Annotated in this window: 26 protein-coding genes; 13 read left to right on the top strand and 13 right to left on the bottom strand. The window is 73.9% G+C overall.

The annotated features are described in order from the left end of the window. The first annotated feature begins 27 nt into the window (after positions 1–27). The gene (locus ACN27C_RS31880; protein ID WP_422750024.1) at positions 28–576 is read left to right on the top strand and encodes a hypothetical protein; all 549 of its coding nucleotides are present in this window, start codon (positions 28–30) and stop codon (positions 574–576) included. A gap of 125 nt (positions 577–701) precedes the next feature. Here the strand turns inward: ACN27C_RS31880 and ACN27C_RS31875 are convergent, their stop codons facing one another. After that, the gene (locus tag ACN27C_RS31875) at positions 702–1,388 is read right to left on the bottom strand and encodes a metal-dependent transcriptional regulator (RefSeq protein ID WP_030274585.1); all 687 of its coding nucleotides are present in this window, start codon (positions 1,386–1,388) and stop codon (positions 702–704) included. A 97-nt stretch (positions 1,389–1,485) separates the two neighbouring features. On the opposite strand from ACN27C_RS31875, the gene ACN27C_RS31870 reads away from it, so the two are divergent. The 3 genes from ACN27C_RS31870 to ACN27C_RS31860 are packed head-to-tail and all read left to right on the top strand — an operon-like array spanning position 1,486 to position 6,153. After that, positions 1,486–2,343 carry a sulfurtransferase gene (locus ACN27C_RS31870; RefSeq protein WP_422750022.1) on the top strand — a complete coding sequence of 286 codons (858 nt, stop codon included), beginning with the start codon at positions 1,486–1,488 and terminating at the stop codon, positions 2,341–2,343. Between the two features lie 47 nt (positions 2,344–2,390). Then, positions 2,391–3,572 (top strand): acetoin utilization protein AcuC, encoded by a 1,182-nt coding sequence (locus ACN27C_RS31865; RefSeq protein ID WP_252450635.1) that lies wholly within the window; start codon positions 2,391–2,393, stop codon positions 3,570–3,572. 25 nt (positions 3,573–3,597) lie between these two features. Further along, complete coding sequence (locus tag ACN27C_RS31860; RefSeq protein WP_422750020.1) at positions 3,598–6,153, top strand: GNAT family N-acetyltransferase; 2,556 nt, start codon at positions 3,598–3,600, stop codon at positions 6,151–6,153. A 3-nt stretch (positions 6,154–6,156) separates the two neighbouring features. On the opposite strand, the gene ACN27C_RS31855 is transcribed toward ACN27C_RS31860, so the two are convergent. The 4 genes from ACN27C_RS31855 to sigB all read right to left on the bottom strand — a co-directional run bounded on the left by ACN27C_RS31855 (position 6,157) and on the right by sigB (position 8,480). Continuing rightward, a complete protein-coding gene (locus tag ACN27C_RS31855) occupies positions 6,157–6,564 on the bottom strand; it encodes a VOC family protein (RefSeq protein WP_422750018.1) in 408 nt (135 codons plus the stop codon). Further along, on the bottom strand, positions 6,561–7,052 hold the full coding sequence (locus ACN27C_RS31850; RefSeq protein WP_422750016.1) for an SRPBCC family protein: 492 nt from the start codon (positions 7,050–7,052) through the stop codon (positions 6,561–6,563). Before ACN27C_RS31850 ends, ACN27C_RS31855 begins: the two co-directional genes overlap by 4 nt. Then, positions 7,049–7,384, bottom strand: a complete 336-nt coding sequence (locus ACN27C_RS31845) for an ArsR/SmtB family transcription factor (protein WP_120573912.1) — start codon at positions 7,382–7,384, stop codon at positions 7,049–7,051. The genes ACN27C_RS31850 and ACN27C_RS31845 overlap by 4 nt, the downstream gene beginning before the upstream one ends. 109 nt (positions 7,385–7,493) lie before the next feature. Continuing rightward, positions 7,494–8,480: an RNA polymerase sigma factor SigB gene (gene sigB / locus ACN27C_RS31840; protein ID WP_120571035.1), complete on the bottom strand. Its 987-nt coding sequence runs from the start codon at positions 8,478–8,480 to the stop codon at positions 7,494–7,496. A gap of 220 nt (positions 8,481–8,700) precedes the next feature. Between sigB and ACN27C_RS31835 the strand changes: the two genes are divergently transcribed. After that, entirely contained in the window at positions 8,701–9,489 is a 789-nt protein-coding gene (locus ACN27C_RS31835) for a sporulation protein (protein WP_121684305.1), read from the top strand. A 6-nt stretch (positions 9,490–9,495) separates the two neighbouring features. Here ACN27C_RS31835 and dtd read toward each other — a convergent pair whose 3' ends face one another. Next, a complete protein-coding gene (gene dtd, locus ACN27C_RS31830) occupies positions 9,496–9,918 on the bottom strand; it encodes a D-aminoacyl-tRNA deacylase (RefSeq protein ID WP_013474500.1) in 423 nt (140 codons plus the stop codon). Beyond that, positions 9,918–11,402, bottom strand: a complete 1,485-nt coding sequence (locus tag ACN27C_RS31825) for a DUF7059 domain-containing protein (protein WP_422750012.1) — start codon at positions 11,400–11,402, stop codon at positions 9,918–9,920. Before ACN27C_RS31825 ends, dtd begins: the two co-directional genes overlap by 1 nt. 180 nt (positions 11,403–11,582) lie before the next feature. On the opposite strand from ACN27C_RS31825, the gene ACN27C_RS31820 reads away from it, so the two are divergent. From ACN27C_RS31820 to ACN27C_RS31810, 3 genes are all read left to right on the top strand, one after another. Continuing rightward, complete coding sequence (locus ACN27C_RS31820) at positions 11,583–12,803, top strand: S8 family peptidase (RefSeq protein ID WP_421500032.1); 1,221 nt, start codon at positions 11,583–11,585, stop codon at positions 12,801–12,803. A 118-nt stretch (positions 12,804–12,921) separates the two neighbouring features. Then, the gene (locus ACN27C_RS31815; protein ID WP_184977128.1) at positions 12,922–13,506 is read left to right on the top strand and encodes an HhH-GPD-type base excision DNA repair protein; all 585 of its coding nucleotides are present in this window, start codon (positions 12,922–12,924) and stop codon (positions 13,504–13,506) included. A gap of 72 nt (positions 13,507–13,578) precedes the next feature. Continuing rightward, the gene (locus ACN27C_RS31810) at positions 13,579–14,811 is read left to right on the top strand and encodes a low temperature requirement protein A (RefSeq protein ID WP_422750010.1); all 1,233 of its coding nucleotides are present in this window, start codon (positions 13,579–13,581) and stop codon (positions 14,809–14,811) included. A 4-nt stretch (positions 14,812–14,815) separates the two neighbouring features. Here ACN27C_RS31810 and ACN27C_RS31805 read toward each other — a convergent pair whose 3' ends face one another. Both ACN27C_RS31805 and ACN27C_RS31800 read right to left on the bottom strand, forming a co-directional pair. Then, complete coding sequence (locus ACN27C_RS31805) at positions 14,816–15,127, bottom strand: hypothetical protein (RefSeq protein ID WP_121684289.1); 312 nt, start codon at positions 15,125–15,127, stop codon at positions 14,816–14,818. After that, entirely contained in the window at positions 15,117–15,428 is a 312-nt protein-coding gene (locus tag ACN27C_RS31800) for a hypothetical protein (protein ID WP_216932656.1), read from the bottom strand. Before ACN27C_RS31800 ends, ACN27C_RS31805 begins: the two co-directional genes overlap by 11 nt. Before the next feature lie 106 nt (positions 15,429–15,534). On the opposite strand from ACN27C_RS31800, the gene ACN27C_RS31795 reads away from it, so the two are divergent. Next, positions 15,535–15,891, top strand: coding sequence for a DUF3099 domain-containing protein (locus tag ACN27C_RS31795; RefSeq protein WP_013284780.1), 357 nt, complete (start codon positions 15,535–15,537; stop codon positions 15,889–15,891). 39 nt (positions 15,892–15,930) lie between these two features. Here ACN27C_RS31795 and ACN27C_RS31790 read toward each other — a convergent pair whose 3' ends face one another. Together ACN27C_RS31790 and ACN27C_RS31785 are read right to left on the bottom strand one after the other, a co-directional pair. Beyond that, positions 15,931–16,827 carry a carbohydrate kinase family protein gene (locus tag ACN27C_RS31790; protein WP_120571029.1) on the bottom strand — a complete coding sequence of 299 codons (897 nt, stop codon included), beginning with the start codon at positions 16,825–16,827 and terminating at the stop codon, positions 15,931–15,933. Next, positions 16,824–17,744, bottom strand: coding sequence for a pseudouridine-5'-phosphate glycosidase (locus ACN27C_RS31785; RefSeq protein WP_120571028.1), 921 nt, complete (start codon positions 17,742–17,744; stop codon positions 16,824–16,826). The genes ACN27C_RS31790 and ACN27C_RS31785 overlap by 4 nt, the downstream gene beginning before the upstream one ends. An 88-nt stretch (positions 17,745–17,832) precedes the next feature. Between ACN27C_RS31785 and ACN27C_RS31780 the strand changes: the two genes are divergently transcribed. From ACN27C_RS31780 to ACN27C_RS31770, 3 genes are all read left to right on the top strand, one after another. Then, the gene (locus tag ACN27C_RS31780) at positions 17,833–18,051 is read left to right on the top strand and encodes a DUF3039 domain-containing protein (RefSeq protein ID WP_013284783.1); all 219 of its coding nucleotides are present in this window, start codon (positions 17,833–17,835) and stop codon (positions 18,049–18,051) included. A gap of 40 nt (positions 18,052–18,091) precedes the next feature. Further along, complete coding sequence (locus ACN27C_RS31775) at positions 18,092–18,742, top strand: trimeric intracellular cation channel family protein (protein ID WP_145754656.1); 651 nt, start codon at positions 18,092–18,094, stop codon at positions 18,740–18,742. Positions 18,743–18,934: 192 nt separating this feature from the next. Further along, entirely contained in the window at positions 18,935–20,656 is a 1,722-nt protein-coding gene (locus tag ACN27C_RS31770; protein ID WP_120573908.1) for a DEAD/DEAH box helicase, read from the top strand. A gap of 100 nt (positions 20,657–20,756) precedes the next feature. On the opposite strand, the gene ACN27C_RS31765 is transcribed toward ACN27C_RS31770, so the two are convergent. Continuing rightward, a complete protein-coding gene (locus ACN27C_RS31765) occupies positions 20,757–20,990 on the bottom strand; it encodes a DUF7455 domain-containing protein (protein WP_013284786.1) in 234 nt (77 codons plus the stop codon). Positions 20,991–21,234: 244 nt separating this feature from the next. Further along, positions 21,235–22,836, bottom strand: a complete 1,602-nt coding sequence (locus ACN27C_RS31760) for an RNA polymerase sigma factor (RefSeq protein WP_121684303.1) — start codon at positions 22,834–22,836, stop codon at positions 21,235–21,237. 286 nt (positions 22,837–23,122) lie between these two features. Here ACN27C_RS31760 and ACN27C_RS31755 point away from each other — a divergent pair, with 286 nt between their 5' ends. Next, positions 23,123–23,944, top strand: a complete 822-nt coding sequence (locus tag ACN27C_RS31755) for an inositol monophosphatase family protein (protein WP_121684287.1) — start codon at positions 23,123–23,125, stop codon at positions 23,942–23,944. Positions 23,945–24,002: the final 58 nt, after the last annotated feature.

Below are 24,002 nucleotides of genomic sequence, written 5' to 3'. Positions count from 1 at the left end.
ACCCGCCGCCGACCGCGGAGGTCTCCCGTGCGTGCACGTATCTGGCTGGCCGTTCCGGCCGTCCTGCTCGCCGCCGGCTGCGCCGACGAGGGGCCGACCCGGTCCGGGCCGCCGGCCCCACCTCCGCCGGTGCCGGTCGCGGCGGCGTCCTCGGGCGGGGCGTGCCGGCTGCTCGACTTCGCGGTGATCGCCGAGCACACGGGCGGCAAGTTCGACGTGGCGGCGGCCACAGAGCGGGGCGACACCCACACGTGCGTGGTCCGGGCGGCCGGGGCGGTGCTGCCGGAGCTGACGCTGTCGGTGACCGAAACGTCGATCGATGCGGCCACGTTCGCCCTGGACGTGCAACCGGGCGGCGCGGCGAAGATCACCAAGCTGGGCAAGGCCGCCTACCGGCGCACGCTGCCCAAGACCGCGAAGTCCGGGCCGGCGGCCGAGGTCGGCTGGCTGGCCACCGAGGGGCGGCTCGCCACCCTGCGCTGGACCGCCCCGGCCGGCACCGCGAAGGCGGAGGCGGACAAGACGGCCGGCAAGCTGGTCACGCTGGCCAAGGTGATCGACACAAGGCAGCTCTGACCGGAGGTCGCCAAGCAGCTCTGACCGAAGGTCGCCAAGCAGCCCTGACCGCGGGCCACGCCGGCAAGCTCTGACCGGAGGTCACGCAGGCAGCTCCGACCGCAGGCCAGAGCTGCCGGACGCGATCAGCGGGCCGCGACGAACACCCGGGACGCCACCTCGCGGGGAAGGCGTACCCGGTCGCCGGAGCGGTCGATGGAGACGGCGTCGCGTTCCTGCGCCACAGTCACTGTCGCGCCCGGGTCGACGCCGGCGGCGTGCAACTGCCGGAGCACGTCCGAGTCGGTCTGCACGCTCTCGCAGATCCGCCGCACCACGACCGGGCCGGACAGGCCGGGGAAGGCCAGGTTGCGCTCGCCCTCGACGGCGTCGGCAAGCGTCTGGCCCGGGTCGCCCAGCTCCGCCAGGCCAGGGATCGGGTTGCCGTACGGCGAGCGGGTCGGGCGGTTGAGCAGGTCGAAGACCCGCTTCTCCACCGCGTCGCTCATCACGTGCTCCCACCGGCAGGCCTCTTCGTGGGCCTCCTCGTAGGGCATCCCGATCACGTTCACCAGCAGCAACTCGGCCAGCCGGTGCTTGCGCATCACCGACACGGCGGTGTTGCGGCCCTGCGGCGTGAGAGTCAGGTGCCGGTCGCCCTCGACGGTGAGCAGGCCGTCGCGCTCCATGCGGGCGACGGTCTGGCTGACGGTCGGACCACTCTGCTTCAGCCGCTCGGCGATGCGGGCACGAAGCGGCGGCACCCCCTCCTCCTCGAGTTCGAGGATGGTGCGCAGGTACATCTCGGTGGTGTCAACAAGGTCGTGCTTCACGTCTGCGGCCTCCTGGGCTCCGATGGTACCCGCTCCCACCGACCATCGACGCAGGCGAAGCCGGAGGTGGCGGGCCGAATGGTGTTGACTGGGCCGCATGCCCGCCACCGCAGACCTGCTGGTCGAGCCCGACCGGCTCGCCGCCGAACTCGATCACGCCGACCCGCCGACCCTGCTCGACGTCCGCTGGCGGCTGACCGGCCCGCCCGGACGCGACGACTACACCGCCGGCCACCTGCCCGGCGCCGTCTTCGTCGACCTGGACACCGAGCTGTGCGGGCCGCCCGGCGCCGCCGGCCGGCACCCGCTTCCGGACCCGGCGGCGTTGCAGGCCGCGCTGCGGGCCGCGGGCGTCCGCGCCGGTCGTCCCGTCGTGGTGTACGACGGCGGCGACGGCATGTCCGCCGCCCGCGCCTGGTGGACGCTGCGCTGGGCCGGGCACCGGCAGGTGCGGGTGCTGCACGGCGGCTTCCCGGCCTGGACGGCCGCCGGCCTGCCGGTCGACACGAGCGTGCCCGCCCCGGCGCCCGGCGACGTGACAGTGGCGCCCGGCGCGTTGCCGGTGCTCGACGCCGCCGCTGCCGCCCGGCTCGCCGCCGCCGGGTCCGGCGTGTTGATCGACGTACGGGCCGCGCCGCGCTACCGGGGCGAGCACGAGCCGGTCGACCCGGTCGCCGGGCACGTGCCGGGCGCGGTCAACCTGCCCGCCCCGGAGTACGTCACGCAGGGCCGGTTCCCCGTCGCCGAGGCGCTGCGGGAGCGGTTCGCCGCTGCCGGGGTGGACACGGACGCGCCGGTCGGTGCGTACTGCGGCTCCGGGGTGACCGCCGCGCAGGCGGTGCTCGCGTTGCACCTGGCCGGTCGGCCGGACGCCGCGTTGTACGTCGGCTCGTGGAGCGAGTGGGTGGCCGACCCGGACCGTCCGGTCGCGACCGGCGGCACGTCCGGCCGGTGAGCGCACGACCGGTGGGCGCGTCCCGGGCCACGTGCGACGATGGCCGCATGGCCGACGACACGGTGGTGGTGTGGGACGAGGGTCTCCTCGCCTACGACATGGGCGACCATCCCCTCGACCCGGTCCGGGTCGAGCTGACCATGGCGCTCGCCCGCGAGCTGGGTGTGCTGGACCGGCCCGGCGTGCGGCTGGTCAAGCCCGAGCCGGCCGACGACGCGCTGCTCACCCGCGTGCACGATCCGGCCTACCTGGACGCGGTCCGGTCCGCGCCGCGCGACCCGCTGTTCGCCGGTTTCGGTCTGGGCACGTCGGACAATCCGGTCTTCGACGGGATGCACGAGGCGAGCGCGCTGATCGCCGGCGCCACGACCGCCGCCGCCGAGGCGGTGTGGCGCGGCGACGCCCGGCGTGCGGTGAGCGTGGCCGGCGGGCTGCACCACGCGATGCCCGCCCGGGCCGCCGGGTTCTGCGTCTACAACGACCCGGCCGTGGCCATCGCGCGGCTGCTCGACCTCGGCGCGGAACGGATCGCGTACGTGGACGTGGACGTGCACCACGGCGACGGCGTGCAGGAGATCTTCTACCGGGACCCGCGGGTGCTCACGGTCAGCCTGCACGAGACGCCGCTCGCGCTGTTCCCCGGCACCGGGTTCCCGGACGAGACCGGCGGCCCGGGCGCGGAGGGCACCGCCGTCAACGTGCCGCTGCCGCCGGGGGTGGGCGACGCCGGCTGGCAACGGGCGTTCCACGCGATCGTGCCGTCGGTGCTGCGCGCGTTCCGGCCGCAGGTGCTGGTCACCCAGTGCGGTGCCGACGGGCACCGCAAGGACCCGCTGGCCGACCTGCACCTCTCCGTGGACGGGCAGCGGGCCACCTACCGCGCGCTGCGGGCGCTCGCCGACGAGCTGTGCGACGGCCGCTGGGTCGCCACCGGCGGCGGCGGGTACGCGCTGGTCGAGGTGGTGCCCCGGGCCTGGACGCACCTGCTCGCGATCGCCACCGGCGAGCCGGTCGACCCGGCCACGCTGACCCCGCCCGGCTGGCGGGAGCTGGCCGCGCGGCGGCGACCCGGGCACGACGTGCCGTTGCGGATGACCGACGACGTGGACCCGTCGTACCAGCCGTGGCAGCCCAGCGGTGAGCCGAACGCGGTGGACCGGGCCGTCGCGGCCACCCGCAAGGCCGTCTTCCCGCTGCTCGGGCTCGATCCGCACGACCCGCGCGACTGAGCCGGCGGCAGGGGAGGACCGACCGGTGACCACCGTCGAACAACAGGTGGACGTGCTGCTCAGCGACGGCACGACCGTCCAGCTGCGACAGATCCGTCCGGATGACGCGCCCGAGATCGTGGCCATGCACGGCCGTTTCTCGGAGCGCACCCGATACCTGCGGTACTTCTCGCCGTACCCGCGTATCCCGGAACGCGACCTGAAGCGCTTCGTCAACGTCGACCACCGCGACCGGGAGGCGTTCGTGGTGCTCGCCGGCGAGCGGATCGTCGCCGTCGGCCGGTACGAGCGGCTCGGCCCCTCCTCGCCCGAGGCCGAGGTGGCGTTCGTGGTCGAGGACGCCTACCAGGGCCGGGGCATCGGCTCGGTGCTGCTGGAACATCTGGCCGACGCGGCCGGACGCAACGGCATCGTGCACTTCGTCGCCGAGGTGCTCCCGGCCAACGGGGCGATGCTGCGGGTCTTCGCCGACTTCGGCTACCAGGTCCAGCGCCAGTACGCCGACGGCGTGGTGCACCTGAGCTTCCCGATCGCGCCCACCGAGGCGACGCTCGAGGTGCAGCGCGGCCGGGAGCACCGCACGGAGGCCCGGTCGATCGCCCGGCTGCTCGCGCCGCGCGGCATCGCCGTGTACGGCGCCAGCACCACCGGCCAGGGCGTCGGCGCGGCGCTGCTCGGGCACCTGCGTGACGGCGGCTTCGCCGGGGCGATCGTGCCGGTGCACCCGAGCGCGGCGACGGTGGCGGGGCTGCCCGCGTACCCGTCGGCGGCCGACGCCGGCCAGGACGTCGACCTGGCCGTGGTGGCGGTCCCGCCGGACGCGGTGACCGACGTGGTCCGCGACGCGGCCCGCGCGGGCGCGCACGGCCTGGTGGTGATCTCGGCCGGGTTCGCCGAGTCCGGCCCGGCCGGCGCGGCGGCGCAGCGCGCGCTGGTCCGCGCCGCGCACCTGGCCGGCATGCGGGTGGTCGGCCCGAACTGTCTCGGCGTCGCCAACACCGACCCGGCGGTTCGCCTCAATGCCACGCTCGCCCCGGTGCTGCCCGCGGCGGGACGGGTCGGCGTGTTCAGCCAGTCCGGCGCGTTCGGGGTGGCGCTGCTGGCCGAGGCGTCCCGGCGCGGGCTCGGCCTGTCCAGCTTCGTCTCGGCCGGCAACCGGGCCGACGTGTCCGGCAACGACCTGCTCCAGTACTGGCAGGACGACCCGGCCACCGACGTCATCACGCTCTACCTGGAGACGTTCGGCAACCCGCGCAAGTTCGCCCGGCTGGCGCGGCGCATCGGCCGCCGCAAGCCGGTGGTGGCGCTCGCCTCGCTGGCCCGGCCGCCGGGCGTGGGGGAGGCGCCCGCGCTGGACGCGGCGGCGGTGAGCGCGTTGTTCGCCCAGTCCGGGGTGATCCGGGTGGACACCGTGTCCGAACTGCTCGACGTGGGCGTGCTGCTGGCCCACCAGCCGCTGCCGGCCGGGCGTCGGGTGGCTGTGGTGGGCAACTCGTCGGCGCTGACCGGGCTGGCCGCTACCGCCTGCGCGGCGCAGGGACTGACCGTTGCCGACGGCTACCCGCGGGACGTCGGGCCGAGCGCCGGGGCCGCCGCGTACGCCGCCGCGCTCGGCGAGGCGGTCGCCGACGAACGGGTGGACGCCGTGGTGGCGGTGTTCGCGCCGCCGCTGCCGGGGCAGCTCGCCGATCCGGTGGCCGACTTCGCGGCGGCGCTGCCCGAGGCGCGGGTCACCGGCAAGCCGGTGGTGGCGACGTTCCTGGCCGGGCTGGTGCCGGCCGGGGTGCCGGCGTACCCGAGCGTGGAGGAGGCGGTGCGCGCGCTGGGCCGGGTGACCGCGTACGCGGACTGGCTGCGCCGGCCCGCCGGGGGGCTGCCGGAGCTGGCCGACGTGGACCGGACGGCGGGGCACGCCGCGCTGCGGCCGGACGGCGCCGACTCGGCGGCGTTGCTGCGCGCGTACGGAATCGACGTGGTGGACTCGGTGCCGGCCCGCTCGGCCGAGGAGGCGGCGGCGGTGGGGGAGCGGCTCGGCTGGCCGGTGGCGCTCAAGGCCGCCGCCCCCGGGCTGCGGCACCGCCTCGACCTGGGCGCGGTACGCCTCGACCTGGCCGACGCCGCCGCGCTGCGCCGCGCGTACGCCGAGATGGACCCGGTGTTCGGCGCGGAGGTGCTGGTCCAGCCGATGGTCGCGCCGGGCGTGGCGTGCGTGGTGGAGCTGGTGGAGGATCCGGCGTTCGGGCCGGTGGTCGGGTTCGGGCTGGGTGGTGTCGCGACCGAGCTGCTCGGTGACCGGGCCTGGCGCGCGGTCCCGCTCACCGACCGGGACGCCGCCGAGCTGGTCGACGAGCCCCGGGCCGCGCCGCTGCTGCGCGGGCACCGGGGCGCCGCGCCGGTGGACCGGGCGGCCCTGGTCGACCTGCTGGTGCGGGTCGGCCGCCTCGCCGACGAGCAGCCCCGGGTGCGGTCGCTCACGCTCAACCCGGTGCTGGCCCGGCCGGACGGCATCTCGGTGCTGCACGCCACTGTGCGCACCGGCGCCGAGGCCGCCCGTCCGGACACCGGCCCGCGGAGGTTGTAGACCTCAGCCGCGATCGGAGATCTGCTGCACCGCCCACTCGTTGCCGTCCGGGTCGCGGAAGAACACGAAGCCGACGTTGTCCAGCGGGTGCGGCACCGGGCGCGGGTTCTGACCCATCACCTGGATCTCGCTCACCTCGACGCCCCGCTCGACCAGCTCGGCGTGCGCCCGCTCCAGGTCGGGCACGACGAGTTGCAGGCCCTTGAGGGAGCCCGGCGGCATCTCCGGTACGACGCCCCGGCCGAGCACGATCGAGCACCCGGAGCCCGGGGGAGTGAGTTGGACGATCCGCCCCGCGCCGCCCAGATCGGTGTCGTGGTCGAGGACGAAGCCGAGCCGCCGCGCGTAGAACTCCTTGGCCCGGTCCAGGTCGGAGACCGGTACGACCACCACTTCCAGCGTCCAGTTCACGTTGTCGCTCCTGTCGTCGAATCGTTGTGCAACGCTGCCGCGAGGCGGTCGAACGCCTCGCTCAGGCCGCGGGTCATCGGATAGCGCAGGACGGTGTCGCGGCCCTGCGCGGTGGCGTACCGCAGGTGGGTGACGACCGTGGTCCGGTCCGCCGGACCGGTGAAGTCGTGACGCACCAGCGTCTCGCCCGGATAGGACTGTCCGTCGAAGAGTTCGGTGCAGACCAGCCGCGTGGGCGGGTCGACCTCCCGGTACGTGCCGCCCTGGGCCATCAGGTCGCCGTCCGGTCCCCGGGAGACGAACCGCCAGCGTCCGCCGACCCGCAGGTCCACCTCGCACTCGACCAGGTGCCAGCCACGGGCGCCCCACCATCGGACCAGCAGCTCGGGTCGGGTGAAGGCGGCGAACACCAGGTGGCGCGGGGCGGCGAAGTCGCGGCTGAGCCGGATCTCCCGGTCGCCGTGCAGCGTGACGGTCAGGCCGGTCACCGCTGCTCCCCGGCGGTCAGCTCGGCGAGCACCTCGTCCAGCCGCGCGTAGCTCTCCGCCCAGTAGTCGCGGTAGTCCGCCAGCCACGCGACGGCCTCCCGCAGCGGCCGGGCGTCGAGCCGGCAGGGGCGGCGCTGGGCGTCCCGGCCCCGGGTGACCAGGCCGGCGCGTTCGAGCACCTTGAGGTGCTTGGAGACGGCGGGCTGGCTCATCGCGAACGGCTCGGCCAGCTCGGTGACTGTGGCCTCACCGGCGGCCAACCGGGTGAGGATGGCGCGCCGGGTGGGGTCGGCGAGCGCGGCGAATGTGGCGTCGAGCAGATCCGCGGACACGTTTATAACCTCCTGGTTGTGTAACCAGTCGGTTCTATACGGCGGGAGCGCCCGGGTCAAGCACGACAGGCCCCGGCGAACCGCCGGGGCCTGTCGGGGCAGGGGTGGATCAGCAGGCGTACGCCTCCAGCCGGTTCGCCCGCTCCGGGTCGCGCAGCTTGAGCAGCGTGACCTTCTCGATCTGCCGGATCCGCTCCCGGGACAGGCCGAACTCGCGGCCCACCTCGTCCAGCGTGCGCTGCCGGCCGTCGTCCAGGCCGAAGCGCAGCCGGATCACCGCCTGCTCCCGCTGGGACAGCGTGGCCAGCACGATCCGGACCTCGTTGCGCAGCTCGCCGTTCGTGGCGGCGTCGCCCGGCTCGGCGCGCGGGTCCACGGCGGCGACGAAGTCGCCGAGCGCGCTCTCGCCGTCCTCGCCGACGGCCTGGTCCAGGCTGACCGGCTCCCGGTCGTAGGAGATCAGCTCGATCACCTGGAACTCCGGGATCTCCAGCGCCACGGCCACCTCGCTCACGGTGGGCTCGCGGCCCAGCGTCACCGACAGCTCGCGGCGCACCCGGACCATGCGGTTGACCTGCTCGACCATGTGCACGGGGATGCGGATGGTGCGGGCCTGGTCGGCCATGGCGCGGGTGATGGCCTGGCGGATCCACCAGGTGGCGTAGGTGGAGAACTTGTAGCCCTTGGTGTAGTCGAACTTCTCGACGGCGCGGATGAGGCCGAGGTTGCCTTCCTGGATGAGGTCGAGGAAGGCCATGCCGCGACCGGTGTAGCGCTTGGCGATGCTCACCACCAGCCGCAGGTTCGCCTCCAGCAGGTGGTCCTTGGCGGCGCGGCCCTCGGCCGCGATCAGCGCCAGGTCCGCGCGCAGCTCGGCGGAGACGGGGGTGCAGGTGGCCAGCTTCTCCTCGGCGAAGAGGCCGGCCTCGATCCGCTTGCTCAGCTCGACCTCCTGCGCCGCGGTGAGCAGCTTGGTGCGGCCGATGCCGTTCAGGTACGCCCGGACCAGGTCGGTGGAGACGCCGCGCTCGTCGGTGGCGTCGAGGTCCGTGAGGGTGACGTCCATGTCCTGGTGCTCGATCATCTGCTGGGTCATCTCTGTTCTCCCCGTGTCCGACGTGCCTACCGGTCCCGTGCCGCCCACGCGGTGGTGGCCGATGACAAACAGCTTGGCGGTCGGGGCGTGAGACGGGAGTGAGGCGATCGGGGAACCGACAGGAATCCTCGCGGGAATCCGGCATCCGCTTGCCCGGCGCGGTTACCGTGCCACCGACCGGCCGTCGGAGCCGGCCCGGCACTGATGATCGGAGAACGTGGTGGTCTTCAAGCGGCTCATGCAGGCGATGGGTGTGGGCGGACCGTCGGTGGAGACGGTGCTGGCCAACCCGAACTGCCGCCCGGGCGGCGTTCTGGAGGGCCGGATCCAGGTGGTCGGTGGCGACCACCCGGTGGACGTGAGCTACGTCGCACTCGGTCTGGTCACGCGGGTCGAGGTGGAGAGCTCCGATTCGGAGTACGACGTCAACCAGGAGTTCGGCCGGGCCCAGATGACCGGCCCGTTCCGGCTGGAGCCGGGGCAGCGTCACGACGTGCCGTTCCGCTTCCAGGTGCCGTGGGAGACGCCGCTCACCGACCTGTACGGCCAGCACCTGCACGGCATGACGATGGGTCTGCGTACCGAGCTGGAGGTGGCGCGGGCGATGGACAAGGGTGACCTGGACCCGGTCGCGGTGCACCCGCTGCCCGCCCACGAGCGGCTGCTGGAGGCGCTGCTACGGCTGGGCTTCCGCTTCGCGCGCGCCGACGTCGAGCGTGGACACATCTACGGCCTGCACCAGCAGTTGCCCTTCTACCAGGAGATCGAGTTCTACCCGGCGCCGCAGTACGCGGGCGCGATGAACCAGCTGGAGGTCACCTTCGTGACCGATCCGCGGCAGGTCCACGTGGTGCTGGAGCTGGACAAGCGGGGTGGCCTGTTCACCGAGGGCCGCGACGCGTTCGGCCGGTTCACAGTGGACCACGCGACGGCGGACCGTACGGACTGGGCCGCCCAGCTCGACGGCTGGCTGCGTCAGTCGCTGTCCCGCCGCGGGCTGTTCTTCTGATCCTCCTCAGAGGTCGAGCACGAGGGTCCGGGGACCGACGTTGACGCTCTCCACCAGCATGTGGGCGCGGAAACGGCCGGTCTCCACCTTCGCGCCCCGGGCGCGCAGCTGTTCGACCACGGCGTCCACCAGGGGCTCGGCCACCTCGGCCGGCGCGGCGGCGGTCCAGCTCGGCCGCCGGCCCTTGCGGGCGTCGCCGTAGAGCGTGAACTGGCTGACCACGAGCAGCGGCGCCCCGACGTCGGCGGCGCTGCGCTCGTCGTCGAGGATCCGCAGCTCGTGCAGCTTGCGGGCCATCGTGGCGGCCACCTGCGGGGTGTCGGTGTGGGTGACGCCGAGCAGCACCAGCAGCCCGTCGGCGATCTCACCGGTCACCTCGTCGTCGACTGTCACCCGGGCCCGGCCGACGGTCTGCACCACCGCCCGCATCAGTCGGTCACCGGCTCGACGATGCCGCGCTCGACCAGGTGCGCCACGATCGGCCCGGCCGCCTCGGCCAGCTCGTCCGGTGCCACGTCGTGCGCGGCGGCCAGCAGGGCGAGCTGGTCGCGCAGCGGCAGCCGGCCGTCGGCGCCGCCGACCAGGGCGAGCACCAGCGGGTCGATCTCCTCCGACCAGCGCAGCCCGCGCGGCATGGCCAGGACCTGCCGGTCGACAGCCCAGCCGTCGTCGCCCATGGTGGCCTCCTGCCGCAGCTGGAGGCCCTCGGCGGCGCGGTAGCGGGCGGCGAGCAGGCCCTCGGTGTCCCGGGCGCGCAGCCAGTCCTGCCGGGCGAACCACTCGCCGATCCGGTCGCCCAGCGGCGGCTCGACCCGCTGGCGCAGGTCCTCCACCCGGACGACCGGCTGGTCGTTGCCGGAGCGGCGCAGCGAGACGATGCCGAAGCCGATCGCCTCCACCTTGTGCGCGTCGAACCAGTCCAGCCAGGCCGCCATCCGCTGCGGGTCGGCGCTCTCGCCGACGTCGGTGAGCCACAGGTTCACGTACGCCATCGGGTCGGCCACCTCGCGCTGGATCACCCACGCGTCCAGGCCGGTGCCGGCGAACCAGCCGGTGACCCGCTCGGCCCAGTCCTCACCGGTGACGTGCACCCAGTTCGCCAGGTACTGCATCGTGCCGCCCTCGGTGAGCAGGTCCGGCGCGGCGGCGGCCAGCTCCGCGCCGATCGCGTCGCCGACCCGGCCGGAGTCCCGGTAGACGTGCGTGGTGGTGCCCGGGCCGACCACGAACGGCGGGTTGCTGACCACCAGGTCGAAGCGGCGCCCGGCCACCGGGGCGACCATGTCGCCGCGCAGCAGTTCCCAGTCCTGCCCGTTGAGCGCGGCGGTGGTCGCGGCGAAGCGCAGCGCCCGCTCGGACACGTCGGTGGCGGTGACCCGGCGGGCGTGGGTGCCCAGGTGCAACGCCTGGACGCCGGAGCCGGTGCCGAGGTCGAGCGCGGTGTCCACGGTCGGGCGCACCGCGGCCGAGATCAGCGTCTGGGTGGCGCCGCCGATGCCCAGGACGTGCTCGGCGTGCAGCGGACGCCCGGGGCGCGCGGCGGCCGGCACGTCGGCGAGCACCCACCACTCGTCCCCGTACGGCTCCAGGTCGACCCCGGCACGCAGGCCGTCGCCGTGCCGCTCCACGATGCCCCCGGCCAGTGCCTCGTCCAGCGCGAGCGGGGCCAGCGCGGCGGCCACCGCCGCCTCCGGCTCGGTCTGGTCGCAGATGAACACCCGGATCATCGTGGCCAGCCGGTCCCGGTCCTCGGTGGCGCGCAGCGCGGCCCGGTAGTCGTTGCGGGCCACCGCGCCGGTGGCCTGCGGGCCCAGGCGGTCGGCGATCCCGTTGGCGGTGAAGCGGGCGAGCGTCAGCGCGGTGCGCAGCGCGTCGACCCCGGCGGGGGAGAGCAGCATGTCGTGACGGTCCACGTGCTCATCCTGCCCCGGGCGCGGTCCGGCGCGGCGCGGCACCCGCCGAATCCATAACGTCGACCGCATCTATCGGCGGCTATCTCTTTCATGTTTATCGATCTCTGGCTAGCATTCCTGCCAACATCCGTCGATGGGCGATCCGGCCACGAACCGGGCCGCCCGGTAGGGAGCCAGACGATGCCCGACGTGTCCCTTCCCCGGCGGCGCGCGCTGCGTGCGCTCGCCGTCACGGCCGCCGCCGCGGCCTTCGCCGCCGCCGCCTCCACGCCCGCTCTCGCCGCGCCCACCGGGGAGATCCGGTACGCCGGCGCCGCGGACGCCGTCAGCGGCAGCTACGTGGTCGTGCTCAAGGGCGACGCGGTCGGCACCGCGAACACCCTCGCCGCCCGTACCGCCGTGCCGGACCGGGCCGCCGGCCTGGCCAAGCGCTACGGCGGCAACGTCGGCACGGTGTGGAGCTCCGCTCTCACCGGCTACAGCGCGAAGATGACGCCCGCCCAGGCCCGCCGGCTCGCCGCCGACCCGGCCGTCGCGTACGTCGAGCAGGACCGCGTCATGACCACCCAGGGCACCCAGACCGGCGCCACCTGGGGCCTGGACCGGATCGACCAGCGCAACCTGCCGCTGAACAGCACCTACACCTACCCGAACACCGCCAGCAACGTGCGCGCCTACATCATCGACACGGGCATCCGCACCACGCACAGCGACTTCGGCGGCCGGGCCACCTGGGGCACCAACACGGTCGACACCAACAACACCGACTGCAACGGCCACGGCACGCACGTCGCCGGCACCGTCGGCGGCACCAAGTACGGCGTGGCCAAGAGCGTGCGCCTGGTGGCCGTCAAGGTGCTCAACTGCTCCGGCAGCGGCACCACCGCCGGCGTGATCAGCGGCGTCAACTGGGTCACCTCGAACGCGGTGAAGCCGGCCGTGGCCAACATGAGCCTCGGCGGCGGCGCCAGCACCACGCTGGACAACGCGGTGGCCAACTCGATCAACTCCGGCATCACGTACGCGCTCGCGGCCGGCAACTCCAGCGCCAACGCGTGCAACTCGTCGCCGGCCCGGGTCGCCTCGGCGATCACGGTGGGCGCCACCACCAGCACCGACGCCCGTGCCTCCTACTCGAACTACGGCTCCTGCGTGGACATCTTCGCCCCGGGCTCGTCGATCACCTCGGCGTGGCGCACCAGCGACACCTCGACCAACACGATCAGCGGCACCTCGATGGCGTCCCCGCACGTGGCCGGCGCGGCGGCGCTCGTGCTGTCCGCGAACACCTCCTACACCCCGGCTCAGGTGGCCAGCTACCTGACCAGCAACGCCACCACCGGCAAGGTGACCAGCCCGGGCTCGGGCTCGCCGAACCGGCTGCTCTTCGTCGTCAACTGACGACACGGGTGACCTGACCACACCGTGGGCCGCGGCCCGGTGGACCTCGCAGGGGTCCGCCGGGCCGCGTCACGTCGTCGGGGAGTCGGCGCCCGCGACCGGCGGGCGGGGCGGCAGGATGGTCCCCATGACGCTGTCACTGCCCATCGACCCGCAGGCCAACGAACTGCTGGCGCGCAGCCCGCTGGCCCTGCTCCTCGGCATGGTGCTGGACCAGCAGGTGCCGATGGAGAAGGCGTTCTCCTCCCCGTACGTGCTGGCGCAGCGGCTCGGCCACGAGCCCGACGCCGCGGAACTGGCCGGGTACGACCCGGAGGCGCTGGTGGAGATCTTCGCCCGGCCGCCCGCGCTGCACCGCTTCCCCAAGGCGATGGCGGCCCGTGTGCAGGAGGTGTGCCGGGCGCTCGTGGAGCGTTACGACGGCGACCCGGCCCGGCTCTGGTCCGACGTGACCGACGGCCGGGAACTGCTGCGCCGGGTGGGGGAGCTGCCCGGGTTCGGCCGGCAGAAGGCGCAGATCTTCGTCGCGTTGCTCGGCAAGCGGTTCGGGATCACCCCGGACGGCTGGCGCGAGGCGGCCGGTGACTACGGCGACGCGGACGCCCACCGGTCGGTCGCGGACGTGACAGATCCGGAGTCGCTGCGCCGGGTACGCGAGTTCAAGCAGCGGATGAAGGCGGAGGCGAAGGCCGCGAAGGGCTGATCCGCCGCCCGCCGCCGCAACCGGCCCGCCGCCGCTGTCGTTGGTCGCCAGGACGGGGGACGGGGGCGGACGATGACCGAGCAGCGGGGCGGGGCGCTGCTGCGTACCGCGTCCAGTCCCGGGCGGGCCACGTTCCTGGAGCTCTTCTTCGACCTGGTCTTCGTGTTCGCGCTGACCCGGGTCTCCCAGCGGCTGATCAACGGCCTCGACGGCTCCGCCGGCGCGGTGGCCGCCGAAGTGGGCAAGACCCTGCTGCTGTTCATGGTGCTGTGGCAGGTCTGGACGATCACCACCTGGGTGACCAGCCGGTACGAGCCGGAGCGCGTCGTCATCCAGGTCGTGGTGGTCGGCACCATGTTCGGCAGCCTGGTGCTGGGCGTGACGCTGCCCCGCGCCCTGGAGGAGCGGGCGCTGCCGTTCGCGCTCGCGTACGTGGTGGTGATGGTCGGCCGGCCGCTGCTGATCGCGGTGGCGCTGCGCGGCCACCCGCGGCGTCTGGTCCCGGTGCGGCTGGCCGCCTGGGCGGTGGCCAGCGCCCCGCTGTGGCTCGCCGGCGCCCTGATGCCCGGCCCGCGCCTGGCGCTCTGGGTGGTCGCGCTGGCGGTGGACCACCTCGGCACGCTCCTGGGCTGGCCGCTGCCGCGGATCGGGGCGTCGCCGATCCGGCAGTGGCTCGTCGCCGGGGAACACCTCGCCGAGCGCTACCAGCAGATCTTCCTCATCGCGCTGGGCGAGTCGATCCTGGTGATCGGCGTGACGTACAGCGGGAAGGAGTTCTCCGGCGAGGCGGCGGTGGCGTTCGCGATCTCGTTCGTGATCACGGCGCTGCTCTGGCGCATCTACTTCTACCGGGCCGGTCACCTGCTGGCGGAGGCGTTGCGGATGGCCGGCACGCCGGGGCAGCTGGCCGAGTCGGCCGCGCAGACCCACCTGTTCATGGTGCTCGGCGTGATCGGCGCCGCTGTCGGCTACGAGCTGGTCATCGCCCACCCGTACGACACGGTTCAGCCGAACTGGCTGGTCTTCGTGGCGGGCGGCCCGGCGCTGTTCCTGGCCGCCCGGTCCCGGTTCGAGTACGAGATCTTCGGCCGGGTGTCCCGCCCCCGGCTGGTCGGGCTGCTCGCCCTGGTGCTGCTCCTGCCCGCGTTGGCGGCCGTGCCGGCGATGTTCGCGCTCGGCGCGGTGGCTCTCGTGCTGGCGCTGGTCGCGTTCGCCGACGCCCGCCGGGCCTGGCACCGGCCGCCGGAGCCCTCCGCCTCACCGATCGGGCGGGAGATGCTCGACGAGGCCGGCCCGGAGGCGTGAGCCGTCAGGCGGCGGTCGGGCGGGACAGCGACGCCAGCGCGCGGCGTACGTCGGCCAGCGAGACGGTGGCCGAGTCGTCCAGGTCGGCCAGGCCGGCCTCGATCCACTGCCGCATCAGTGTGGTCACCCCGATGCCGCGCGCGTCGGCGGCGGCGCGGACCCGCTCGTACGTCTCCAGCGGGAGCCGGACCGACCGGCTGACCATCGGCACGTCGGTGTCGGGGGTGGGCAGCTGCGCCGGTGACGTGTCGTCGATCAGGTCGGCGAACGCGTCGCCTCCGGAGTGGAACCGCTTGGTCGCCTCGTCACGGTGCATCGTGACCGCCTCCTCGTCGGCGTGAGTTCCGCACCGCCTCGTCGTAGCGCTTGGCCTCGACGTCGCTCAGCTCGCGGGCGGAGAGGATGTCCCAGTCGTTGTCGGTGCCGTCGGCCTCGGCCAGCAGCACGGCGAGCCGCCGGCCGCGGTGGTCGGTGGCGTAGACCACCATGACGTCGTCCCCGAGGTGGCGGATGACCCGGCGGTTGCTGTGCAGGGCCTCCCAGACTTCCCCGGGTGTGACGTCGTAGACCCGCAGGTTCGCCAGCGCCTCGTCGGTGAAGCTGAACCGGTTGGCCACGGGCGAAGCGTACCACGCACGTAACACGTACCGGGCTGTCACGATTTTCGCCGATCATCCGTCCGGAGTGACAGGATGGGCCCTATCCCCTCGTAGGAGGTCCGTGGTGAAGCGTCAGGCGTACCAGCCGATACTGATCACCGACGCCCCGCGCAGCCAGGACGACCAGCTCAACAGCCGGCAGAAGCGTTACGTGCTGATGATGGCCATCCGGGTCGCGTGTCTGGTGGCCGGCGCGATCCTGGTCGGCGCGAAGGCACCGCTGCTCTGGCTCTGGCTGCCGCTGTGCGCGCTCGGCATGGTGCTCGTGCCCTGGCTGGCGGTGCTGCTGGCGAACGACCGGCCGCCCAAGGAGGAGCACCGCCTGGCGAACCGGTTCCAGAACCGGCGCCGCGAGGAGCCCGCGCCGACGGCCCTCACCGCCGAGGAGAACCCGCACAAGATCATCGACGCCGAGCCCTGACCGGCCCGGGCGGAGCGTCGCCCGGACCGGCCGCCGGCGTCAGGGCGCCGGGCGGGCGCCTACTGTCGTCACGGCGAGCGCGCCCAGGTCACCGGCCCGGGCCAGCGCGGCACGCGGGTCGGCGCCGGCCAGCCACGCGGTGAGCAGCCCGGCCGCGAACGCGTCCCCGGCGCCGGTCACGTCCACCACGTCCACCCCGGGCGCGGGCGCGAACTCCACCACACCGCCGCGCTCCACCCACACCGCGCCCGCCGCGCCGCGCTTGACCACCACCCGGTGCGCCACCGCTGTGAGCGCCCGCGCCTGCGCCGCCGGGTCCAGCCCGCCGGCCAGCACCGTCGCCTCGTCCGTGTTGACCAGCAGCAGGTCGACGTCGCGTACCCAGGTCAGGAACGCCCCGCCGACGCGCCGCAGCGGCGCCGCGGACGCCGCGTCGACGCTGACGGTCAGCCCGCGCTCGCGGGCCGTGGCCAGCGCGCGCAGGCCGGCGCCGCGCGACCCGACGTCCAACAGGGTGTACGCGGACAGGTGCAGATGCCCGGCGTCGGGCGCGGCGGCCAGCGCCGCGTCCACGTGCCCGGCGGTCAGCCGCAGGTTCGCGCCCCGCTGGCTGATCATCGTGCGCTCCCCGTCGTGGGCGAGCACGATGACGGTGCCGGTCGGGTAGCCCTCGTGCCGCTCCACCGCGCACTCGACACCGATCCGGGTCAGCTCGGCCACCCGCTCCCGGCCGGTCTCGTCGTCGCCCACGGCGGCGACCAGCGTCACCGCCGCGCCCTGCCCGGCGAGCCAGGCCGCGGTGTTCGCCGCCTGCCCGCCGCCGCTGAACCGGATCCCGGCCGCCGTGTCCGAGCCGGTCGCCAGCGGCCCGGACAGCACCGCGAGCACGTCGGTGATCACGTCGCCGACGACGACGATGCGCGGCCTCCCGCTCATGAGGTGGTCGCCGCGGCGACCGCGATCCGGGCCGCGAGATCGGCGTTGCGCAGGATGATCCGGACGTTCACCGCCAGGCTCGCGCCCTCGGTCGCGGAGTGGAAGTGCGACAGCAGGAACGGGGTGACCGCCTTGCCGGTGATCCCCTCGCGGGCCAGCGCCGCCAGTCCTTCGGCGAGCGTGCGGTCGTGCAGCGCCGGGTCGAGCTGCTCGTCGGCGGGCAGCGGGTTGGCCACCACCAGGCCGCCGTGGTGCACGCCGTGCGCCGCGCGGGCGGCCAGCACGTCGGCCACCTGCTCCGGCGACTCGACCGACCAGTCCAGGTCGAAGCCCGCGTCGGTGAGGTAGAAGCCGGGGAACCGGCGGGTGCGGTAGCCGACCACGCCCACCCCGAGCGTCTCCAGCCGCTCCAGCGTGGCCCCCACGTCGAGGATCGACTTCACCCCGGCGCAGACCACGGCGATCGGCGTCCGGGCCAGCGTGACCAGATCGGCCGACTCGTCGAACGTCTGCGCCGCCTCGCGGTGCACGCCGCCGAGCCCGCCGGTGGCGAACACGCCGATCCCGGCCGCCGCCGCGACCGCGCTCGTGGCCGCGACGGTGGTGGCGCCGTCCGCTCCGGTGGCCGCCGCCGGGGCCAGGTCGCGGACCGAGAGCTTGCTCACGCCGTCGACGGTGGCGAGCCGGGTGAGCTGGTCGTCGTCCAGCCCGACCCGCAGCCTGCCGGCGACCATGCCGATGGTGGCCGGCACCGCCCCCGCGTCCCGTACCGCCTGCTCGATCTCGCGCGCCACGCGCAGGTTGTCCGGCCGGGGCAGCCCGTGCGAGACGATCGTGCTCTCCAACGCCACGACCGGGCGGCCGTCCCGCAGGGCGTCGGCCACCTCACTACCGAGACTGATGTGAAAGTTGGTCACGTCGGCTACCGTACGGGCCGCCTCCGGCCGGGGCCCAGGTGGACCGGGGCGGACCGACCTGCAAAACTGGAACGCCGGAGGTGTAGTCGTGAGCACAGAGGTTCTCGAGCGTCCCGAGCTGAAGGACGCGGACACTGGTCCGGAGATGTTCCACTACGTCCGCAAGGAGAAGATCGCCGAGAGTGCCGTCATGGGCACCTACGTGGTCGCGCTCTGCGGCGAGACGTTCCCGGTCACCAAGGCGGCCAAGCCGGGCTCGCCGGTGTGCCCGAAGTGCAAGGAGATCTACGACTCGTACGCCGAGTGATCCCGGGCGGCTCCGCCGCCCCTGGACGTAACCTGCGGCGGTGACCACCTCCACCCCCCTTCTGCTCGCCGATCTGACCGGCGTGGCGGTCTTCGCCGCCTCCGGCGCCTCCGCGGCGGTGGCGAAACGGCTCGACCTGTTCGGGGTGGTCTTCGTCGGCGTGGTCGCCGCGCTCGGCGGCGGCATCTTCCGCGACCTGGCGATCGACGAGGTACCCCCGCTGGCGTTCGCCGACTGGCGCTACGCCGCCACCGCCGCAGTCGTCGCCACCGCCGTGTTCTGGCTGCACCCCCAGCTCGCCCGGCTGCGCACCACCGTGCTGGTGCTCGACGCCGCCGGCCTCGGCCTGTTCACCGTCACCGGCACGCTCAAGGCCCTCGACGCCGCCGTCCCGGCCGTCGGCGCCTGCATGATCGGCATGCTCACCGCGATCGGCGGCGGGCTGGGCCGGGACCTGCTCACCGGCGAGATCCCGGTGGTGCTGCGTCGCGAGATCTACGCGCTGGCCGCGCTCGCCGGTTCGATCGCGGTGGCGCTGCTGTCGGCGTGCGGACAGGCCACCGCCGTGCCGCTCACCGGCGCCGCGATGTTCGTGTTCGGGCTGCGCCTGATCGCGCTGCGCCGCCGCTGGTCCGCACCGGTGGCGACGATGCGGCCGCCGCGCACCGGCACCCGGGGACCACTGCCCTGACCCGCCGTGCGCCGGGGTGGGTGGATGTGACAGGCGTGGCGTCGAGTGGGGCGTACGGCCCGCGCTGGTTATGCTGACCCCGGCCTTCGCGGCACCGGATGCGCGAGGGCGTTTTCATGGGCGGCGGCTCCCGTGGCCCCGGTCGGGCCCGCCGCCGTCCGCGGCGGAGAGGAGCTACGCGTGCCACCGCGGATGCCGGCGCTCGACACGTTCCCGCCCCTGCGCGCCTGGCAACGCAAGGCGCTCGTGGAATACCTGCGCCGCCGGACCGAGGACTTCACCGCTGTCGCCACGCCCGGCGCCGGTAAGACCACGTTCGCGCTGCGCATCGCCGCCGAGCTGCTCGCCGACGGCAGCGTCGAGGCGGTCACCGTGGTCGCGCCGACCGAGCACCTCAAGACCCAGTGGGCGCAGGCCGCCGCCCGGGTCGGCATCCAGCTCGACGCCGCGTTCCGCAACGCCGACCTGCACTCCGCGGCCGACTTCCACGGCGCGGTGGTCACCTACGCCCAGGTGGGCATGGCGCCGCAGGTGCACCGGCGCCGCACCATGACCCGCCGCACGCTCGTCATCCTCGACGAGATCCACCACGCCGGCGACTCCCGTACCTGGGGCGACGGTGTGAAGGCGGCGTTCGAGCCCGCGGTACGCCGGCTGATGCTCACCGGTACGCCGTTCCGCTCCGACGACAACCCGATCCCGTTCGTCAGCTACGAGCGTGGCGGCGACGGGCTGCTGCGCTCCCGCGCCGACTCGGTCTACGGCTACTCCGACGCGCTGCGCGACGGCGTGGTCCGGCCGGTGCTGTTCCTGGCGTACTCGGGGGAGACCCGGTGGCGCACCAACGCCGGCGAGGAACTGGCCGCCCGCCTCGGCGAGCCGATGACGCAGGACCTGATCGCCCAGGCGTGGCGTACCGCGCTCGACCCGGCCGGCGACTGGATGCCGCAGGTGCTGCGCGCCGCCGACGCCCGGCTCAGCGTGCTGCGGGCCAACGGCATGCCCGACGCGGGCGGCCTGGTCATCGCCAGCGACCAGCAGGTGGCCCGCTCGTACGCGAAGCTGCTGGAGCAGGTGACCGGTGAGAAGGCCGCCGTGGTGCTCTCCGACGACCAGGGCGCGTCCGCGCGGATCGCGACGTTCGCCGCCTCACAGCAACGGTGGCTGGTCGCGGTGCGGATGGTGTCCGAGGGCGTCGACATCCCCCGGCTCGCCGTCGGCGTGTACGCGACGAGCGCCAGCACCCCGCTGTACTTCGCGCAGGCGATCGGCCGGTTCGTCCGGGCCCGCCGCTCCGGCGAGACCGCGTCGGTCTTCCTGCCCAGCGTGCCGCACCTGCTCGGGCTCGCCAGCGAGATGGAGGCCGAGCGGGACCACGTGCTCGGCAAGCCGAAGGACCGCGAGGGCTTCGACGACGACCTGCTGGAGCGCGCCCAGCGCGACGACGGCGCCAGCGGGGAGCTGGAGAAGCGTTTCGCCGCGCTCTCCGCGACCGCCGAGCTGGACCAGGTGATCTTCGACGGGGCCTCCTTCGGCACCGCCGCCCAGGCCGGCACGCCGGAGGAGGAGGAATACCTCGGCCTGCCCGGGCTGCTCACCGCCGACCAGGTCTCGCTGCTGCTCACCAAGCGGCAGGCCGAGCAGCTCGCCGCGCAGAAGCGCCGGGCCGCCCAGCGGACCGCTGAGCCGGCCGCTGCGGCCCCGGCGGCGGCTCCCCCACCGATGAGTGCCGCCCAGCGCCGCGTGGCGCTACGGCGGCAGCTGAACGCCCTGGTGGCCGCCCGGCACCATCACACCGGCCAGCCGCACGGCAAGATCCATGCCGAGCTGCGCCGGATCTGCGGCGGCCCGCCCAGCGCGCAGGCCACCATCGAGCAGCTCGAGGAGCGCATCGCCACCGTGCAGACCCTCTGACGGGTCGGCCGGGTCGCACCGGACACGAAAAACCGGCCGGAGGCTCCCCTTGCGGGTGCCTCCGGCCGGTCATGTCGGGTTATGGACTTCCTGTCGGACCTCAGTTCGCCATCAGATCGGCGCCACGCCAGCTGAACTCCGGGTCCGACGCGTAGCGCACGGTGATCTTCACGAGATCCTCCGCGTACTTGTTCGCGTGGTGCCCACAGAACACCAGCTCGCTCCCACCCGCCAGAGTGATCCGGAGCTTGCCGGCAGCATTGCAGCGGTCGCACCGTTCATCGGCGGCCGGGGGGCTCACCGTCTCGGGCGGCGGCGTGAGGGTCGGGGTCATCGCCTTCCTCCTCTGGTCGTCACCGATGAACACTCTCTTCGGTTGCTCACCTATCGTGCAACACCCATCTCGGGCCCTGCCTTCCCTGTGTGCCCGCGGGGGACCGAGGTCACACCTGGCGTGGAGGACAGTGTGCCGTGCACCAAGGGTGCCACGTCAACGATCACAAACAGGCAACCGACCGATCACCAAAGAGTGTTGTACGGCTGGTGATCAAACCGGCACGATTTGTTGACGTGCGCGGTCAGTCCAGGTAGTCGCGGAGCACCTGGGAACGCGAGGGGTGCCGCAACTTGGACATGGTCTTGGATTCGATCTGCCGGATGCGTTCCCGGGTCACGCCGTACACCTGGCCGATCTCGTCCAGAGTGCGCGGCTGGCCGTCGGTGAGGCCGAAACGCAGCCGCACCACGCCCGCCTCACGCTCGGACAGCGTCTGGAGGACCTGCTGGAGCTGGTCCTGCAGCAGCGAGAACGACACCGCGTCGACCGCGACGACCGCCTCGGAGTCCTCGATGAAGTCGCCGAGCTGGCTGTCACCCTCGTCGCCGATGGTCTGGTCGAGCGAGATGGGCTCCCGGGCGTACTGCTGGATCTCCAGCACCTTCTCCGGTGTGATGTCCATCTCCTTGGCCAGCTCCTCCGGGGTGGGCTCGCGGCCCAGGTCCTGGAGCAGCTCGCGCTGGATCCGGCCGAGCTTGTTGATCACCTCGACCATGTGCACCGGGATGCGGATGGTGCGGGCCTGGTCGGCCATGGCGCGGGTGATGGCCTGGCGGATCCACCAGGTGGCGTAGGTGGAGAACTTGTAGCCCTTGGTGTAGTCGAACTTCTCGACGGCGCGGATGAGGCCGAGGTTGCCTTCCTGGATGAGGTCGAGGAAGGCCATGCCGCGACCGGTGTAGCGCTTGGCCAGCGAGACCACCAGACGGAGGTTCGCCTCCAGCAGGTGGTTCTTGGCCCGCTCGCCGTCCCGGGAGATCCACATCAGGTCGCGCTGGAGGTCGCGGACCAGCTTCTCCTCGCCCTCGTCGGCGGCGCGCAGCCGCTCGGCGGCGTAGAGGCCGGCCTCGATCCGCTTGGCCAGCTCGACCTCCTGCTCGGCGTTGAGCAGCGGCACCTTGCCGATCTGCTTCAGGTACGCCCGCACGGAGTCGGCGGAGGCGGTCAGCTCGGCGTCCCGGCGCGCCTGCTTGAGCGCCTCGGACTCCTCGTCGTCCCACTCGAAGTCGTTGTCGGTGGCGGAGCTGGCCGCGTCGGCCTCGGCGGCCTGGGTCAGCTCGGCCGGCTCCTCGACCACCACGTCCTCGATCTCGGCGGCCAGCTCCTCCGGGTCGATCTCACCGTCGGGGCCCTCGGCCTTGCCGCCGGCCTTGGCCGGCTTGGCCGCGGCGGTCTTCGCCGCCACCGTGGCCTTGGTGGCGCGGGTCGCCTTGGTGGCCTTCGCCGGGGCCGCGGCCTTGGCCACGTCGGCGGTGGTGGCCTTGCGCGCGGTCGCCTTCCGGGGGGCCGGTGCGGGCGACTCGTCGGCGGCGGGCGCCTGCTTCGGGGCGGGCGCGGCGGCCTTCTTGGTGGTCTTGGCGGTGGTGGCGCGGGAGGCCGGGGTGGCGGACCGGGCGGCGGCGACGCGGCGGCGGGTGCTCGCCGAGCCGTCCACCACCACCGTCACGCCCGCCTCGGAGAGCGCGCGGAGGATCTTCTTGGCCTGGGCCGGGGTCACCTCAGCGGACTCGACGGTGCGCGCGAGCTGGGCCGACGTGAGCTGGCCGCCGGCGCTCTGCGCGTGGGCGATCAGGGTGTCGGTGAGCGAGCGAACGTCGGCGCCGGTCTGGCGGGGATCTGTCACGAAGACCTTCCGGAGGCGAAAGAGCGAGCACGGCCGGGTCGTCCGGCGCAGCATGGGACGGCCGCGCCGGGCGAGTCGTTGAGGACCCCCGTGTCCCGGGCCGTCCGGTCGCTGGCGGTCCGTGGCGCGTGGGCAGGGTGAATTGTAACGCCGTCTGCCGCGATCATCCCGCGCCGCACGGCGGACCTGCGGTCCGGGACCGCAGATTCGGCGCAGATGTGGACTTTGTAAGGATGATACCCGCGCACGAGACGGCCGGTCCCGATCGTGCCGGAAGGGGAGAGACATGATCACCTCGACGCCCACGGCGCGGGAGTTGCTCACGATCGCTGTCGACGTGGCCCGGGAGGCCGCCGCCACCGCGTACCGGATGCGGGTCGAGGGCGTCTCGGTGGCCGCGACCAAGAGCACTGTGACCGACGTGGTCACCGCCGCCGACCGGGCGGTGGAACGGCAGGTGGTCGCCGCGCTGCGGCAGCGGCGGCCCGGCGACGCGGTGCTGGGCGAGGAGTACGGCGCGGGCGAGACCGGCCCCGCCGACCCCGACGGCGTGCGCTGGATCCTCGACCCGATCGACGGAACCGTGAACTACCTGTACGGGCTGCCGTACTGCGCCGTCTCGCTGGCCGCCGAGGTGGCCGGCGAGGTGGTCGCCGGGGTGGTCCGCAACGTCGTCACCGGCGAGGAGTGGACCGCGACGCTGGGCGGCGGCGCCTGGCGCGACGGGCAGCGGCTGCACGGCTCCACCGCCACCGACCTCGGGCAGGCGCTCGTCGCCACCGGGTTCGGCTACGACGCCGGCCGCCGGGCCCACCAGGCGCGGGTGGTGACCGAGCTGATCCCGCACATCCGGGACATCCGCCGGATGGGCGCCGCCGCGCTCGACCTCTGCCTGGCCGCCGAGGGGCGGGTGGACGCGTACTACGAGAAGGGCCTGGCCGACTGGGACCTGGCCGCCGGCGGGCTGGTCGCCCGGGAGGCCGGGCTGCTGGTGACCGGCCTGTCCGGCCGCCCGCCCGGCCCGGACCTGGTGCTCGCCGCGCCGCCGGCGCTGCACGGGCCGCTGCACGACCGGCTGGTCGACCTGGACGCCTCCGGCGGGCCGTGACGGCGCCGCACACGCGACAGGGCGGCCTCCCCGGAGGGAGACCGCCCTGTGCCGTCGT

The sequence above is a fragment of the Micromonospora sp. WMMD1219 genome (assembly GCF_049315215.1).
GTDB lineage: Bacteria > Actinomycetota > Actinomycetes > Mycobacteriales > Micromonosporaceae > Micromonospora > Micromonospora tulbaghiae.
The sequence above is the reverse complement of the archived record's forward strand: the minus strand, read 5'-3'. Positions and strand labels throughout refer to the sequence as shown.

Bases quoted from the DNA above. Each gene is read 5' to 3' on its own strand.
- sigB (WP_120571035.1), bottom strand. From the start codon at position 8,480: ATGACCCAGCAGATGATCGAGCACCAGGACATGGACGTCACCCTCACG.
- ACN27C_RS31810 (WP_422750010.1), top strand. From the start codon at position 13,579: ATGACCGAGCAGCGGGGCGGGGCGCTGCTGCGTACCGCGTCCAGTCCC.
- ACN27C_RS31815 (WP_184977128.1), top strand. From the start codon at position 12,922: ATGGTCCCCATGACGCTGTCACTGCCCATCGACCCGCAGGCCAACGAA.
- ACN27C_RS31770 (WP_120573908.1), top strand. From the start codon at position 18,935: ATGCCGGCGCTCGACACGTTCCCGCCCCTGCGCGCCTGGCAACGCAAG.
- ACN27C_RS31870 (WP_422750022.1), top strand. From the start codon at position 1,486: ATGCCCGCCACCGCAGACCTGCTGGTCGAGCCCGACCGGCTCGCCGCC.
- ACN27C_RS31805 (WP_121684289.1), bottom strand. From the start codon at position 15,127: ATGCACCGTGACGAGGCGACCAAGCGGTTCCACTCCGGAGGCGACGCG.
- ACN27C_RS31820 (WP_421500032.1), top strand. From the start codon at position 11,583: ATGCCCGACGTGTCCCTTCCCCGGCGGCGCGCGCTGCGTGCGCTCGCC.
- ACN27C_RS31765 (WP_013284786.1), bottom strand. From the start codon at position 20,990: ATGACCCCGACCCTCACGCCGCCGCCCGAGACGGTGAGCCCCCCGGCC.
- ACN27C_RS31755 (WP_121684287.1), top strand. From the start codon at position 23,123: ATGATCACCTCGACGCCCACGGCGCGGGAGTTGCTCACGATCGCTGTC.
- ACN27C_RS31790 (WP_120571029.1), bottom strand. From the start codon at position 16,827: ATGAGCGGGAGGCCGCGCATCGTCGTCGTCGGCGACGTGATCACCGAC.
- dtd (WP_013474500.1), bottom strand. From the start codon at position 9,918: ATGCGGGCGGTGGTGCAGACCGTCGGCCGGGCCCGGGTGACAGTCGAC.
- ACN27C_RS31865 (WP_252450635.1), top strand. From the start codon at position 2,391: ATGGCCGACGACACGGTGGTGGTGTGGGACGAGGGTCTCCTCGCCTAC.